This is a genomic window from Pseudochrobactrum albidum, from assembly GCF_051851455.1.
Taxonomy (GTDB): Bacteria; Pseudomonadota; Alphaproteobacteria; order Rhizobiales; family Rhizobiaceae; genus Pseudochrobactrum.
The window spans coordinates 51,151-66,587 of record NZ_JBPVTR010000021.1 but is presented as its reverse complement, the minus strand read 5'-3'; the positions used below and the strand labels follow the sequence as shown (position 1 = coordinate 66,587).

The 15,437-nt window shown below is 48.8% G+C and carries 12 protein-coding genes and 1 riboswitch; of the genes, 5 read left to right on the top strand and 7 right to left on the bottom strand.

Annotated features, from left to right (window positions below; genetic code table 11):
• Positions 1-71: 71 nt before the first annotated feature.
• Both ACSTTO_RS06105 and metE read right to left on the bottom strand, forming a co-directional pair.
• Positions 72-926, bottom strand: a complete 855-nt coding sequence (locus ACSTTO_RS06105; RefSeq protein ID WP_439272254.1) for an acyl-CoA thioesterase — start codon at positions 924-926, stop codon at positions 72-74.
• Between the two features lie 268 nt (positions 927-1,194).
• Entirely contained in the window at positions 1,195-3,525 is a 2,331-nt protein-coding gene (gene metE, locus ACSTTO_RS06100) for a 5-methyltetrahydropteroyltriglutamate--homocysteine S-methyltransferase (RefSeq protein ID WP_439272253.1), read from the bottom strand.
• Positions 3,526-3,589: 64 nt separating this feature from the next.
• Positions 3,590-3,878: riboswitch (cobalamin riboswitch) on the bottom strand.
• A 497-nt stretch (positions 3,879-4,375) separates the two neighbouring features.
• Between metE and ACSTTO_RS06095 the strand changes: the two genes are divergently transcribed.
• A complete protein-coding gene (locus tag ACSTTO_RS06095) occupies positions 4,376-5,641 on the top strand; it encodes a Glu/Leu/Phe/Val family dehydrogenase (protein WP_439272252.1) in 1,266 nt (421 codons plus the stop codon).
• A gap of 113 nt (positions 5,642-5,754) precedes the next feature.
• Here ACSTTO_RS06095 and ACSTTO_RS06090 read toward each other — a convergent pair whose 3' ends face one another.
• From ACSTTO_RS06090 to ACSTTO_RS06080, 3 genes are read right to left on the bottom strand one after another with little or no spacing between them, the layout of a single operon-like run.
• A complete protein-coding gene (locus ACSTTO_RS06090; RefSeq protein WP_439272251.1) occupies positions 5,755-6,102 on the bottom strand; it encodes a VanZ family protein in 348 nt (115 codons plus the stop codon).
• Positions 6,102-6,476, bottom strand: coding sequence for a hypothetical protein (locus ACSTTO_RS06085; RefSeq protein ID WP_439272250.1), 375 nt, complete (start codon positions 6,474-6,476; stop codon positions 6,102-6,104). Before ACSTTO_RS06085 ends, ACSTTO_RS06090 begins: the two co-directional genes overlap by 1 nt.
• The gene (locus ACSTTO_RS06080) at positions 6,473-6,835 is read right to left on the bottom strand and encodes a hypothetical protein (protein WP_439272249.1); all 363 of its coding nucleotides are present in this window, start codon (positions 6,833-6,835) and stop codon (positions 6,473-6,475) included. The genes ACSTTO_RS06085 and ACSTTO_RS06080 overlap by 4 nt, the downstream gene beginning before the upstream one ends.
• Here ACSTTO_RS06080 and mgtE point away from each other — a divergent pair.
• A complete protein-coding gene (gene mgtE / locus ACSTTO_RS06075; RefSeq protein ID WP_439272248.1) occupies positions 6,830-8,251 on the top strand; it encodes a magnesium transporter in 1,422 nt (473 codons plus the stop codon). The two genes, ACSTTO_RS06080 and mgtE, sit on opposite strands and share 6 nt — an antisense overlap.
• A 330-nt stretch (positions 8,252-8,581) precedes the next feature.
• Positions 8,582-8,968: a MerR family transcriptional regulator gene (locus ACSTTO_RS06070; RefSeq protein ID WP_439272247.1), complete on the top strand. Its 387-nt coding sequence runs from the start codon at positions 8,582-8,584 to the stop codon at positions 8,966-8,968.
• 70 nt (positions 8,969-9,038) lie between these two features.
• Here the strand turns inward: ACSTTO_RS06070 and ACSTTO_RS06065 are convergent, their stop codons facing one another.
• The gene (locus ACSTTO_RS06065; protein WP_439272246.1) at positions 9,039-10,040 is read right to left on the bottom strand and encodes an acetyltransferase domain-containing protein; all 1,002 of its coding nucleotides are present in this window, start codon (positions 10,038-10,040) and stop codon (positions 9,039-9,041) included.
• A gap of 950 nt (positions 10,041-10,990) precedes the next feature.
• Between ACSTTO_RS06065 and ACSTTO_RS06060 the strand changes: the two genes are divergently transcribed.
• Positions 10,991-12,394, top strand: a complete 1,404-nt coding sequence (locus tag ACSTTO_RS06060; protein ID WP_439272245.1) for an L-serine ammonia-lyase — start codon at positions 10,991-10,993, stop codon at positions 12,392-12,394.
• Positions 12,395-12,487: 93 nt separating this feature from the next.
• Here the strand turns inward: ACSTTO_RS06060 and ACSTTO_RS06055 are convergent, their stop codons facing one another.
• A complete protein-coding gene (locus ACSTTO_RS06055) occupies positions 12,488-13,366 on the bottom strand; it encodes a glucosamine kinase nucleotide-binding domain-containing protein (RefSeq protein ID WP_439272244.1) in 879 nt (292 codons plus the stop codon).
• Positions 13,367-14,064: 698 nt separating this feature from the next.
• Here ACSTTO_RS06055 and ACSTTO_RS06050 point away from each other — a divergent pair.
• Positions 14,065-15,339 carry an ABC transporter substrate-binding protein gene (locus tag ACSTTO_RS06050; protein WP_439272243.1) on the top strand — a complete coding sequence of 425 codons (1,275 nt, stop codon included), beginning with the start codon at positions 14,065-14,067 and terminating at the stop codon, positions 15,337-15,339.
• The last annotated feature ends 98 nt before the right edge of the window (positions 15,340-15,437 follow it).

Genomic DNA, 15,437 nt, shown 5'->3' with positions numbered 1-15,437 from the left:
GGAAAAGTGTGAAGGATTTGCGAGCCAAAATCGTTTCATAATTTTGGCCCGCAAATATTCTCAAAGCGTTTTTATGCTCCCGCCCCGTCTTCCGCAAGCACCGGAACCGGCTGGCCGTTTTCATCCACCGCCACCATGGTGAACTCCCCTTTGGCGGTCATCAGGCGTTCACCGCTCATCAGGTCTTCAGACCAAAGCTCGGTCGAAACCACAACAGAACTGCGCCCTGAATGAATAATTCTGGAGACCAGTTCAAGAATGGAGCCGACTTTGATCGGATATTTAAAATCCATTTTGCGTGATGAGGCCATAACGGTTGGCAGCCGGCAAAAGCGTGTGGCGGCAATGAAGGCACTTTTGCTCATGGCGGCAATGGCCTCGCCACCAAACATGGAGCCATAGGCATTGGCCTGATCGGCAAAAACCACATCAGACATGCGCAAAAGCTCCGGAAACTCCTCGGATGTTTCGTTCTCATTTGCCGCCGGCAAGGGCGGCAGACTCCATGATTTGTCTTTTGCAAGCTCTGTTTTTGCAACCATGTGGAACAGGCCGCGTGTGCAGAGAATGCGCTCACCGCCGATCATATTTTCCGCAACCATTTCCACCTCAACAGACAAAGAGGTGCGCCCGACGCGGATGACTTTTGCGGTAAGGTCTACAATCTGCCCAAGTTTGACCGGTGCAGTATAATCAATACGCTCGCATGAAGCCGTGACAAAAGGAACGCGGCCGTGGCGCGTGGCGGCAATAAAAGCCACACGATCCATCAGCGCAAAACCCGCGCCGCCAAATAATGTGCCGTGGTGATTAGTATCACCGGGAAAAACCACCGTAACCAGACGTGAAATCAGGGGGACATCCTGACCATAAATAATATCATCGGCGGATTGTTCATTCCGTCCGGCATCGGGGTGCGTTGTCATTGTCGTTTCCTTAAGTTACCAGCTTTGCTGGTGCATTATCCGATAGTATCTGTTTTATCCGGTACGGACTCTTTGCCAGATCTTTTATGCGGTTTTTTTAAACGTCACATCCCGATTATACAAGTTTTGCCTGAATTGGTGATTTTATAGCTTATTTATTATGTGAATATTTTTATATAAATTATTGATATTTATATAAAATTTAATGGTTAGAATCCTGTGGCAGCTTTGCCCGCCACAGGTTTTTGATAAAATGTTTATGTATTAATCAGACGGCGGCGCGTAACCGGCGCGCCGCCTCAACCATATTGATTAATGCCGGTCTGGTTTCTGCCCAGCCCCGTGTTTTCAAACCGCAATCGGGGTTAACCCAGATTTGCCGGGGGTTGAGTTTTTGCGATGCCTTTTCAAGCAGATCAACCATTTCTTCCACATCCGGAATGCGTGGTGAATGAATATCATAAACACCAGGGCCGATTTCATTCGGATAACCCTGATCCGAAAAGGCACTGAGCAGTTCCATTTTGGAGCGGGAAGTTTCAATTGAAATCACATCGGCATCAAGCGCAGCAATTGCAGGCATGATATCATTGAATTCCGAATAGCACATATGGGTATGAATCTGGGTTTCGTCTCTCACGCCTGCCGCACTGAGGCGGAAGGCTGTAACTGCCCAGTCCAGATAATTTGCCCAGTCACTTTTGCGTAGTGGCAGGCCTTCACGCAAAGCCGGTTCATCAATCTGGATAACACTGATGCCGGCAGCTTCAAGGTCTGTTACTTCATCCCGTAATGCCAGGGCAATCTGGCGGCAAACCTCGGAGCGGGGCAGGTCATCCCGCACGAATGACCATTGCAGCATGGTAACAGGGCCGGTGAGCATGCCTTTCATTGGCTTTTTTGTTTTGCTGCCGGCAAATTTTGCCCATTCCACAGTCATGGCCTTGGGGCGGGAGACATCACCGTAAATTACAGGCGGGCGCACATAGCGCGAGCCGTAGCTCTGCACCCATCCGGATTGGGTGAAGGCGTAGCCATCGAGCTGTTCGCCGAAATATTGCACCATGTCATTGCGTTCAAATTCACCGTGAACCAGAACATCAATGCCGATCTCTTCCTGCCAACGGATGGTTTTTTCCGTCTCCTGTTCAAGGAAAGCCTGATATTCGGTTGCGGATAAATCGCCTTTGGAAAAGCGAGAACGCGCCTGACGCACTTCACCGGTTTGCGGAAATGAGCCAATTGTGGTGGTTGGATAGAGCGGCAGTTTAAGATGAGCGTTTTGCAGTTTAATCCGCACATCAAACGGGCTTTGGCGACGGGTCTGGGCATCGGTAATGGCTGCAACGCGCGCCTGAACCGCCGGATTATTCACCTTGGCTGAAGCCTTGCGGGCGGCAATAGCATCATCTGATCTTTTCAGGGCAGCTTCCGCAGTTTGCGGATTTGCACCAAGCGCAGTGCCGAGAATTGCCAGCTCCTCAAGTTTCTGCACGGCAAAAGCCAGAGATTGGCGAATTTCCGTATCCAGCTTTTTTTCAAGCTCCAGATCAATAGGCACATGAAGCAGGGAGCAGGAAGGCGCTATTTGCACTGTTTTTGCTCCGCGCTGTGCAATAACGGTTTTAACACGCTCTGCTATGCTGCGCAGATCAGCGCGCCAGATATTGCGGCCATCAATCACGCCAAGCGAGAGAACAAGATCCGGGCGGGCGATTTTCAGAGCGGCATCCAGATCCTGTGGCGCGCGTACCAGATCCAGATGCAATCCGGCTACAGGCAGGGTGATGGCTGTGAGAAGATTATCGCCATAGGTGCCAAAGTAATTGGTGAGAAGAATTTTCAATTCCGGCACTTTTGCCGTCAGATATTCATAAGCATTGCGCACAGCTTCATGATCTTTGGTATCAAGATCAAGGCTCAGCACCGGTTCATCAATCTGCACCCAGTCAGCACCGGCTGTGTGAAGCTGCGCAAGAAGCTGCGCATAGACCGGTAACAGGGCATTCAGTGTTTTGCCGATATCAAAACCCGCGTCTTTTGATTTGCCAAGCCTGAGAAAGGAAACAGGCCCCAAAATCACAGGACGGGTGTGTATGCCTAAGGCTTTTGCTTCGTTGAATTCGTTAAGCGGTTTATTATCCGTCAGGGTAAATTTTTGACCGGTGCTGAATTCCGGAACCATATAATGGTAGTTGGTATCAAACCATTTGGTCATTTCCAGTGCGGGCACGCCATTTTCATTTGATGTGCTGTTGCAGCCGCAATTTATAGCATGTGTGCCGGTTTTGCCGCCACGGGCAAGGGCAAAATAGGTATCAAGGCTTACCTTGCCACCATTCCAGCCATAAATTTCCGGAACTACGCCAAGAGTTACAGCCAGATCAAGAACGTGATCATAAAGGGAAAAATCATTGGAGGGGATGATTTTTATGCCTTTTTCCTGTTGCAGTTTCCAGTTTTGTGCACGCAGTGATGCGGCGGTGGCAAGAAGATCATCCTGAGTGCTTTTTCCGGCCCAGTAGGATTCCAGCGCGAATTTGAGTTCACGTTGTTTTCCGATGCGCGGAAAGCCTAAATTTGCAGTAATAACGGTCATTTCAAAACCCCGACGAATAGGAACAGAAGGAAATCTGCACGCCGCATGCGTACAGAACCCGCTGTTTGCTGATATATATCGGGCAGGTCTCCTGGCTCACGGGTCAACATTTTGTTCCGGCCTTCCCGAAATATTGTTATTTCAGTGGCCGCCCAGATTTTGAGCAAATATGCGTAACTTGCAGGATGCAGGCCGCATAAGCGGAAGAAAACTCGCCGTTCACAGTTGCGGGGGCAGCTGCGGATTTGGTGCCAGACCTGTTCTTGCAAGCCTGATGCGCCGCACCGCATTCCCTCTTAGCTTATTCACAATTTTGCAGCGCTTTGGCATACGCCGGAGAATTGCAGATAAGAACCACGATGGCTGAAATCTGCCTTATCAGCGAAAAGATGTCAATATAAATATAAAGATTTGTTTATATGGATATATTGCTATTAATTTATGGAAACTTAGAAAATATCCTGATATGTGGCGTGACAGGGCTTTTATGCCGTTATGGGAAGGGTAAATTATCGGGTTTCATAAAACAGATAAAAGCCCCGTCGGTATTGCCAATGGTTAAAAATACCGCCGGTTTTTATGATGACAGCGTCTGAAGCTGCCCATATTTCGAATCATGATGGCTGCCGGTACCTGAAAGGCTCTGCATAGAAGAATGGCATTTTAGAAGTTATTGCTAATATGCAATTGCGCGCCAAAGCGTGTCGCAAGAAGTATCTGTTTTACTTCTCAACTTATGCTGAATTCTCATAATGTCAGTATGGCTGTCATATTTTGTTGCGCAAAAGCCTCGCAAAGGTTATGCAAAACGTAATTTTTCGTCTGTAAATCGCAAGAAAGGCAAATTTCAATGGTACAGGATAATCCCCTCGAAAATGCACTGGTGCGTCTGGATGAGGCTGCAAGCCATCTGGAAATCGATGCGGATGTGATCGAAAAACTGAAATTTGCTCGAGAGACTACCAAGGTTCGTCTGATGATCCGTATGGATGACGGATCACGCAAATCCTTTATTGCTTGGCGCTGCCGCTATGATGATACACGCGGCCCGACAAAGGGCGGCATTCGTTATCATCCGGATGCAACAGCCGAGGAAGTGGAAACGCTGGCTTTCTGGATGACATTCAAATGCGCGGTGATGAACCTGCCTTATGGCGGCGGCAAGGGTGCCATTCAGGTTGATCCGCGTAAATTATCCAAAGCTGAACTGGAGCGCCTGTCCCGTGCCTATATTCAGGCATTTTCCCGTATTCTCGGCCCTGACCGGGATATTCCTGCGCCGGATGTTTATACCAATTCAATGATTATGGGCTGGATGGCCGATGAATATTCTTTGATTGTCGGGCAGTCATCACCGGCGGTTATCACCGGTAAGCCGATTTCTCTCGGCGGCTCACTTGGCCGTGATGATGCCACAGCGCGCGGCGGTTTTTATCTTGTACGCCATTTGGCCGGTGATCTTGGCCTGTCAGAGGAATTGCGCGTAACCATTCAGGGCTTTGGCAATGCCGGCCAGCATATGGCCAGACTGATGGTTGGTGACGGGCATAAAGTGGTTGCTGTTTCAGATTCGGAAGGCGCGGTTTATTGCGCTTCCGGCCTTGATATTGCTGCTTTGATTGCCGCCAAGCAAAGCGGCCAGTCTGTTCTTTCCACTGTTGGGCATGGCGGCCATGAGGCGCTGGAGGCAGAAGCACTTGTGGGTGTTGATTGCGATATATTGGTGCCTGCTGCCATGGAAGATATGATACATGCAGGCAATGCCGGCTCAGTAAAAGCTAAACTGATTGTGGAACTGGCCAATGGCCCCGTAACGCCGGAAGCAGATGCTATTCTGGAAAAAATGGGCGTTACAATTCTGCCGGATATTCTGGCTAATGCCGGAGGTGTGACGGTTTCTTATTTTGAATGGGTGCAGAACCGCCAGTGCTATTATTGGGAGCTGGAGGAGATTCACACACGTCTGCGCATTATTATGGAGCGTGAAGGCCGCGCCATCTGGAATGTGGCCAGAGAAAAAGGCGTAACCATGCGCACCGCCGCCTATGTTCATGCCTTGTTGCGCTTGTCTCAGGCTATTGAAGCTCATGGCACGCAGAGCGATTTTGTGGCCTGAAAAGGTCAGACGGCTTGACGTCAGAGATATCGAACCCTGAGAACAATCATGATAAAGGCCGGCTTGATCCGGCCTTTATTCATTTTGTTAAAATTTAAGATTAATTATTTGATTTATTTTAATGAATTTTTCCAGAACAATATGGTTTTTCCTAAGAGTACACCGGCAATTGCGCCGGCAGATTTAATCACAAAATCTGAAAATTCACCATGCCTGTCGGGGGTCAGGCGCTGCATCAGTTCAAATAATGCTGATACGGCGATAAGCAGAAACAATGTTTTTATCCAATGTTTCGGATAAGCGAGCGAAAACAGCAGCCCAATTATCATAAGCATGGCAAAACGCTCGCCGTTAACAAAGCCTGGAATATGCGGGCGCAATCCGATCGGGCTGATTGTTACAACCAGCAAGGCAAAAAGCATCAGCCATGCCAATATCTGAAAAACGGGAAAAGGGCGCATTATTCTTCATCCATCGGCAGCGCACTGCCATTGCCGGTATCGTCGCCGTTACACGGAATATACAGAATTTCAGTGAACAGGTTTTTTACGGTTTCTCCGAGAAGGAAATCGCGGCGGGAAATCTCATCCACACCGATGCACCACTGCACACCACGTTTTGACAAGCCAAATTCATTGGAGAGGAATGTGCTGGCATAATCCACTCCGTCAGCACAATCTGCCTGTTTGCAAAATCCGCCTTCCTGCGCCAGCTGGTGCAGCGATTGCTTGCCGAGCGCCATTGTATAGACATAGATCATCACGGCGGCAAGAGCTATGATGACGCTAAAACTGATCAGGCTGATGAGTATTTTCCGCTTTAATAAATTTTTCATTTTCGCTGCCGGTCAGAGGAGTGGCTTAATGTATCAGGCATATATAGAATAAAGGCTGTAGCACAGGCTCGGCGCTTTTCCCAGTCAGTCCGGCTTGGCCTGATGGCTGTTGCAGTGCGGTTATGTTGAAAATGAATGATGGCAAACTGTTGCCGCAGCGACATATCCGCAGGAATAAAAGCATTTTGCTCTTGCTGATATCGGAAAAAATTATTGATGATACATAAAATAACTTTTTCCGGGCAGTGCTTTGCGTTACAGCGCGGATACCCTTGTTTGATGTCTGATGACTGGCTTTTTGCATTCATTCCGGTTGTCTTGCGCTTCTTGTTGTTTTTAGCGAAACGGTTCTCATGCAACACACTGATCCGTCCCATAGCCGCGATTTTGAAAAAACAATCCGTGAGGATGTTTATGATGAGGACGGCTCTGTCAGTGAGGCGCTTGTAACGCGGATTGAAGAGGCGCTTCAGGCCAGCAATGCTGAATTGCTGCGTGATGAAGTGCGCGATCTCCACCCCTCTGAACTCGGTCATATTCTGGAAGCACTTGATGCTGATGAGCGTCAGGCATTGGTGGCATTGCTTGGCGATGAGTTTGACTTTGAAGCATTGACCGAGGTGGATGAGGCTATCCGCCTTGAGATCGTGGATGCGCTGCCCAATGAGCAAATTGCGGAAGGCGTGCAGGAGCTCGATTCTGACGATGCTGTTTATATTCTTGAGGATATGGACAGGCAGGATCAGGATGAAATTCTGGCCAAACTGCCTTTTACGGAGCGCATCAGGCTGCGCCGCGCACTGGAATATCCGGAAGAAAGCGCAGGGCGGCGCATGCAGACGGAATTTGTGGCTGTGCCGCCATTCTGGACGATTGGCCAGACTATTGATTATATGCGGGAAGATAATGATTTGCCGGAGCGTTTTTCGCAGGTTTTTGTTATTGATCCGGCCTTCCATTTGCTGGGCACAATCGAGCTTGACCGTTTGCTGCGGGTGCAACGCATAGTGCGGGTGCGTGATATGATGGTGGAGGCGCGCCATGCCATACCAGCCACAATGGATCAGGAGGAGGCGGCGCAGATTTTTGAGCAATATAATCTGCTCTCAACCGCGGTTCTTGATGAGAACGGGCGGCTGGTTGGTGTGCTGACCATTGATGATGTGGTGGATGTAATTCAGGAAGAGGCGGAAGAAGATATCCTGCGTCTTGGCGGCGTGGGGGATGAAGAATTATCAGATAACTTTCTGCGCACAGCACGTTCCCGCTCGCCCTGGTTGCTGGTCAATCTGTTCACCGCGCTGCTATCAGCTTCTGTTATTGGTTTGTTTGACGGCACAATCCAGCAAATGGTGGCGCTGGCAGTCTTGATGCCGATTGTGGCTTCCATGGGCGGCAATGCCGCAACCCAGACCATGACGGTAACCGTACGTGCCATTGCAACGCGTAATATTGATATTCATAATGCCGCGCGTGTTATCCGCCGCGAGGCTCTGATCGGCCTTCTCAATGGCATGATGTTTGCGCTGATGATCGGCGCGGTTGCAGCCTATTGGTTTGATAATGCCCAGCTTGGCGCTATTATTGGCAGCGCGATGATTATCAATATGCTGGCGGCGGCGCTTGGCGGAATTCTTATTCCGCTTCTTTTGCACCGGCTTGGCGCTGATCCTGCCATTGCATCTGCGGTATTTGTGACAACTGTAACGGATGTGATCGGCTTTTTTGCCTTTCTCGGCCTTGCCACATGGTGGTTTGGCTTTTCTTTCAGCTAATCCTTTCCTGTTTCAGTTGAATAAGCACAAAATGCACAGGTTGATTACAACTTGTAATTTCAGGTTGTGTTGCCGGTAGTTGTATAAGCGTTTATTACAGGATTGATTTTATTTTGTATTGAGTCGTGTTTTGGCTGGTTTATACCGTAAAATGTGACATTGCCGCTATGTGGCAAATATATTACAAAAATAGAAGTAACTTCGGGGGCGATCCGGCACAGGACAAAATCTGTAAACTGCTGATTGTGACCATACTGCATGAGTAAAAGCAATGTTGACTTTTACGTAAATGCAATGTCACAAATGAAAGTATGAAAATTGGTGAACTGAATGCGTGAATATTATTCGATTACGGAGCTGACGAGGGAGTTTGGTATTTCCACGCGAACTCTGCGCTTTTATGAGGATGAGGGGTTAATTCATCCTCTGCGTCGTGGTCGGACACGCCTGTTCCGCCCCTCAGACAGACATTTGCTCAAACAGATCTTGCGCGGCAAGCGACTTGGATTTTCAATTGCCGAGATCCATGAGATTATCCAGATGTATCGTGAACCGCCGGGTGAGGCGGGACAATTGCGTTTACTGATCAAGCGTGTGGAAGAAAAGCGCGAGGCATTGCGCCAGAAACGGCGCGATATTGATGACACATTGGGCGAGCTTGATCAGGTGGAGGAAGCCTGCATCGGCCGTATGGCTGAGCTTGGTGTGCGCAGTTGATTGTGCATTGCCGCACCATTTAAAAAAATAAAGCAGAATTGCAAAGGGCAGTACGGGGAACAGGACAATATCAGGGAACCGGCTGCCCTTTATATATTTCGTCAACACATTGTGCTGAAAAGCCGCCTAGTTTTTCCCGCTCCTGATTGGTGGCACTCTTGCTGCTGAAAAGATGTGTAAGGCGGGCATCTTCAATATTTTTTATGACGCAGCCACAATAGGCCTGGCAAAATTGTGCTTCATTATCAAGGCTGCATTGTGCAACACATTGGGCATTAAAATTCGCCGCCAGCATTGCCGGTGACGGGGGAAAGGCCTGGGAAAATACAAAAAGCAGCCCCATCAATACAGGCTGATGGATGAGATAAAAAACCAGGCTGTGCCTGCCGATAAAGGTGAGGGCGCGTTGTAGCCAAAGCGGTCTGATGCCGCCTTGTAAAAGCGTGATCAGGCCGGTTTTTTGCAGGATCTGCGCTGCGGCAATGCCGGTTAAAACAGCGCCAAACCACGGGAACAGCGGCACATAATCATTGGAAACGGGGGTGATGCTGGAAAGACCTACCCACCAAAAGGCCGGATGATTGAAAAAATCTGCGGTGAAAAAATGCGGTGCCGTGATAATCAGGGCTGCAAGCGGCAGAAGGATCCAGAAAGGCAGATGCAGAAATAACAGGCCGAGCAGGCTTGCCAGAGCAATCTGATGTAAAATGCCAAAAAAGATGAAGCCTTGCGGCACAAAAAACCAGGTGAGCAGGCTGATGGTCGCGGCGGCCGCAATTATTTGTGCCAGTCTTTTGAAAAATGCATGCCAGCGAATGGCGCGGCCATGGGCAAGCACAAGGCTGAAACCAACCAGAAATAAAAAGCTTGAGGCAATGCAGCGGGCAAATATGCGCCACCAGCCTTGGCTGGCACTGCCTTGCTGCAAATAACCAAAAAATTCCAGATCCCAGCCAAAGTGATAAATTGCCATGGCAATCAATGCCATACCGCGGGCAATATCCAGCCTGCCAAGGCGTGATGCCGGCCTGAAAAAATGATTGCTATCTGCTTTGGTTTCAGTCTGGCTCATTGCGGACTTTCTGCGGTTTTGAAATATCCGGATATTTTAGCTTCAAGCCGGATCAATATGGCATTTATAACAAGTGAAGAAAACGGAAGCGCACAATTATGCAATTGCGATATTAACTGCTTCGGCAAGCGCAGGCTATAATCAGTTTATGGAGGCTGACAAGGCGATAAAATTTATTCTGCAAAAATTAAGACCCATATTTCACGTAACATAACGGACGGAAAAAGACCGTTATAAAGAGCTGGTAATGCTGCAATTTTGCCGGAATTGTAAATCTTGGCTTGTAAAGTTTTCTTTTTAATATATTGAAATTATTGAATATAACTAAGTATGGTGAATTTGCATAGCTGCTATGCCATGGTTTTGACGCAATTGTTGATTGCTTCTGCCGGCGGTTTGGATTATAAATTCCGGACAGGCATAGCAATCAATGCAGTGCATGTTCAGTTGAACAAAAAGACCGGAACCGAGAAAATTTCATGGATGAAACAGTTCAAAAGTCCTGCTGGGGAATTACCCTTTGGGCAGTTATTGCTTTAGCCGCTGTTATTTTGCTGACCTATCTGTTTTCCGTTTAAATGCGGATTTATAAATTTCAGAATTTGTAAAATCACCGGTACGGTTTCGTCCGGTGATTTTTTTATGTGCTGATCCTGTCGTTTTCCTGCAGGTTTTTGGTGTATTTTGTATAATCCTTTCCCATATAACATGAGAGACTGCCTTATTATTGCATGGTGAATTGCAATTCATGCTAATCAACTTGCGCAATGGTTTTGATTAAAATGGCGGACGGAGATTGTTTTTAAACACGCCGGATTGATCATAAAATGCGCATTATCCCGTTTTACAGAAAGCAGAACGGGATATATAGATGGGGTGGTAGGAAATGCGGGAGGTGATTTGTCAGATAATTTCCGCATATTCCGGTAATGAAAGAGCGGTAATTTTCTATGTTCCTGTCGGTTTTTGACCTTTTTAAAATTGGTATCGGCCCGTCCAGTTCGCACACAATGGGGCCGATGACGGCAGGGCACCGCTTTTTGCAGGAGCTGAAAGACGGCCAGTGGCCGCGCCCGCATAATGCGAGGGTCAGCCGTATCAAGGCTTATTTGCACGGATCGCTGGCTTTTACCGGTATCGGTCATGCTACGGATCGTGCGGTTATTCTTGGCCTTTGCGGCTATTTGCCTGCCAATATTGATCCGGATAAAATGGATGAATTGCTTGCGCGGGTGAATGCGGACCATAAAATTTGTCCGCATGGCCATCCGGCCTATGATTTTAATCCCAAAACCGATTTGATTATGGATCGTAAAGTGGCGCTGCCCGGCCATGCCAATGGTTTGGCCTTTGAGGCACTGGATAGAGATGAACGTGTGCTGCTGCGCCGTGTTTATTATTCAATCGGCGGCGGTTTTATCGTAACCGAAGAAGAGCTGAATGCCACGCGCGTTAATGGCGGCAAGCAGCAACAGGCCGATAATGTGCCTTATCCTTTCTCCACCGCAAAAGAGATGCTGGAAATGTCGGCCAAAAGCGGGCTTTCCATTGCCGAGATGAAGCGCGCCAATGAGGAAACCCGCATGAGTCGTGAGGAGCTGAATGCGGGCCTTGATAAAATATGGGATGCCATGCGCAGCTGCATTGAGCGCGGGTTGACGCAGGAGGGAATTATGCCGGGCGGGCTGAATGTGCGCCGCCGCGCCAAACAGCTGCATGACCGGCTGAATGAGGAGTGGCAGCAAAACCGCCATAATCCTCTGCTCGCCAATGACTGGCTCTCGGTTTATGCCATGGCGGTGAATGAGGAGAATGCGGCTGGCGGGCGGGTTGTAACCGCGCCAACCAACGGTGCTGCCGGTGTTGTGCCGGCGGTGATGCGCTATTATCTGCATTTTCATGAGGATGCGGATCAGAAAGGTATCCGTGATTTCCTGTTAACTGCATCGGCTGTTGGCGGTATTATCAAGCATAATGCTTCAATTTCCGGCGCGGAGGTGGGCTGTCAGGGGGAGGTTGGCTCAGCCTCGGCAATGGCTGCTGCCGGCCTTGCGGCAGTGCTGGGCGGCACGCCGGAACAAATTGAAAATGCCGCAGAAATTGCACTGGAACATCATTTGGGCATGACCTGTGATCCGGTGGCGGGATTGGTGCAGGTGCCTTGTATTGAGCGCAATGCGCTTGGCGCGGTGAAGGCTGTGACCGGCGCTTCACTTGCCGTGAAGGGCGATGGCAAACATTTTGTGCCGCTTGATGCCTGTATTGAAACCATGCGCCAGACGGGGGTGGATATGAATGAGCGTTATAAGGAAACCAGCCTTGGCGGCCTTGCTGTCAATGTGGTTGAATGCTGATTATTTGCTTGCTGACTTTGTTGTTTGAGAAGATAAAAACTCCGCATTGATGATGCGGAGTTTTTAATTAATTCAATATGATAATGAATAAAGTTAATTTTTTGAATTAATTTTATTCAGTTTGGCAGCCAAAGCTACAGCCCCGGCAAGGGCATCGGCCTGCGGCATGCGCAGGCGCGGTTGATATTTTTGCGACAGGCGCGGGCCATAAAGGGCGCCGAGGCCACCGATCAGAGATAAAACCGGCTGATCATCGCTCATCATTGCATCAAGTGCTGCCTCAATGGTCCCGACCGATTGCCTGAGGATTTTTTCAGCCAGCGGGTCATTCTGCTTTGCATAGTCAAAAACCATGGGCGCAAAACAGCCGAAATCATTAGGGCGGGCATCATGGGCAAAGCGCACAATAGCGTGGGGTTCATTGCCAAAATGCGCCAGCAAAGCATTGCTGAGCGGTGTGCGCGGATGAATATCATCATAAGCCAGCAGGGATTCTTCAATCAGTTTCTGGCCAAGGCGCGCGCCGCCGCCAAGATCGCTCACCTTGAAACCCCAGCCGCCCTTCATGGTGATAATGTTATTTTTGCGCGAAATATAGACCGAGCCGGTGCCCAGAATGACCACCACGCCATCCTGATCGCCAATAGCGCCTTGCAGCGCAATTATGCCATCAGATACCACATTGCTTTGCATAAAGGGCAGGGCTTTTTGCAGTTCTTCCGCAACACCTGAAACATTGGCGCCTGCGAGCCCAAGGCAGGCGGTGAGGCGATTATAGGATTTTTCCGGCAGGCGGGCGGCTTGCAATGCGGCATCGGTGGCGGCAAGAATATTGACAATAGCCGTGTTCATATCGGTCATAATATTGGCAGGGCCGCTGGTGCCGGTTCCGAGAATTTGGCCGCTGCAATCCGCAATGGCCGCACGGCAACCGGTGCCGCCGCCATCTATGCCAATAATATAATCCGCCACAGATCTACTCCCGAATTATTAAAGCGCATGCACTATGATAAATATGATATGGTTGCCGGCGTGCTTCAGGTGATTGAGCCGCAAGCTTTGCGGATGATTCAGCTTAAACCGCAAATCTCTGTTGGTATGTATACAGATATTGCGCAACTGCAAGGCAGATTGCATTATCGGATCAAATAAACATTAAATCGTTTTAAATTTTTTAGCTGTGCGCTGCAATATATGTGAGTCGTTTTGCGTTATTTCAGGCTGGCTGTATTAATTGGTATTCAGCTATGGTCTTTGATAATAAGCCATATGGTCGATAAAAATAGTACCAATATTATCTTTTGAATAAGACGTCCTGTTGCCTTTGCAACTATTGGTGTGAAAATCTTCGCTTTTGCTGGACAGAAAAAGATATTTGCGCCTTACTCTGGCTGAGGAAGAAAATGAGGAGCGGGGAAGAGGTCTCAGAGCATTTCATATTCAGCTTCAGACATGTTCAGCATGCCGGTAATTATGATGACAGGGAAGAGCCTTGTCATTTATATATACCGGCAGAAACCGGCCTGTTACTCATTATTTTCCGGTTTGATAACCGGTTAATGATGCTGATCAGCGCCAGGCATAATGCCACAAGATCAGCGCTGGTGGCGCAGTGCCGCAAGATGCGATGCCAAAGGGCGTGATATTAAGTAAATACGGGGAGAAGATTGATGAAACTCAGAAATTTCAGTTCTGCTTTGCTGGCATCGAGCATTCTCGGTGCGGCAGTTCTGGGCGGCATTCCGGCAGCTTCGGCGGAAGATGTGACGCTGACAATCGAGAGCTGGCGTAATGATGACCTGCCGATCTGGCAAGAGAAGCTCATTCCGGCTTTTGAGGCGGCCAATCCGGGCATCAAGGTTGTTTTCAACCCTTCAACGCCAACAGAATATGATGCGGCACTTGGTGCCAAGCTTGATGCAGGTACAGCCGGAGATATCATCACCTGCCGCCCGTTTGATAAATCTCTGGCACTTTTTGAAAAAGGCCAGCTCGCATCATTGAATGATCTGGAAGGGATGAAGAATTTCAGTGATGTGGCTAAATCCGCATGGCAGACAGATGATGGTAAAACAGCATTCTGCGTGCCGGTCGCTTCGGTTATTCATGGCTTTATCTATAATAAAGATGCCTTTGAAAAACTGGGCGTGAGCGTGCCAAAAACCGAAGATGAGTTTTTTGCTCTTCTTGATAAGATCAAGGAGGACGGCAATTATATTCCTATGGCCATGGGCACCAAAGACCTTTGGGAAGCGGCAACCATGGGCTATCAGAATATCGGTCCTACCTACTGGAAGGGTGAAGAAGGCCGCAAGGCTCTGATTGCCGGCACTCAAAAATTGACGGATGCTGATTGGGTTGAACCGTTTAAAACACTAGCGCGCTGGAAAGATTATCTGGGAGATGGCTTTGAAGCCCAGACTTATCCTGACAGCCAGAACCTGTTCACCCTTGGCCGCGCGGCAATTTATCCTGCCGGTTCATGGGAAATCAGCGTGTTCAATCCGCAGGTTGATTTCAAAATGGGTGCATTTCCGCCACCGGTTCGTAAAAGCGGCGATACCTGCTATATTTCCGATCATAATGATCTGGGCATCGGTATGAATGCCAAGACCAAAAATCCGGAAGCTGCAGCCAAGTTCCTGAACTGGGTGGCATCGGATGAATTTGCAACTATTTATGCCAATGCCTTGCCGGGCTTCTTCAGCCTCTCTTCCAATGAGATCAAGCTGGAAGATCCGCTGGCTGCGGAAATGGTCGGCTGGCGCAAGGATTGCAAATCGACCATTCGTTCAACCTATCAGATCCTTTCACGCGGTACGCCAAATCTGGAAAATGAAACCTGGATTGAATCTGCTAATGTGATCAACGGTACGGTGACACCTGAACAGGCTGGCGAAAAGCTGCAAAAAGGCCTCGACAGCTGGTACAAGCCTGCAAAATAAGCCGGCATTATTTCCGGTCAGGCTGCATCAGGGATGCGGCCTGACCGAAAAATCCGATGTGTATGAGAAATCTCAAAATTTTTTAAACTGAAAGTCCC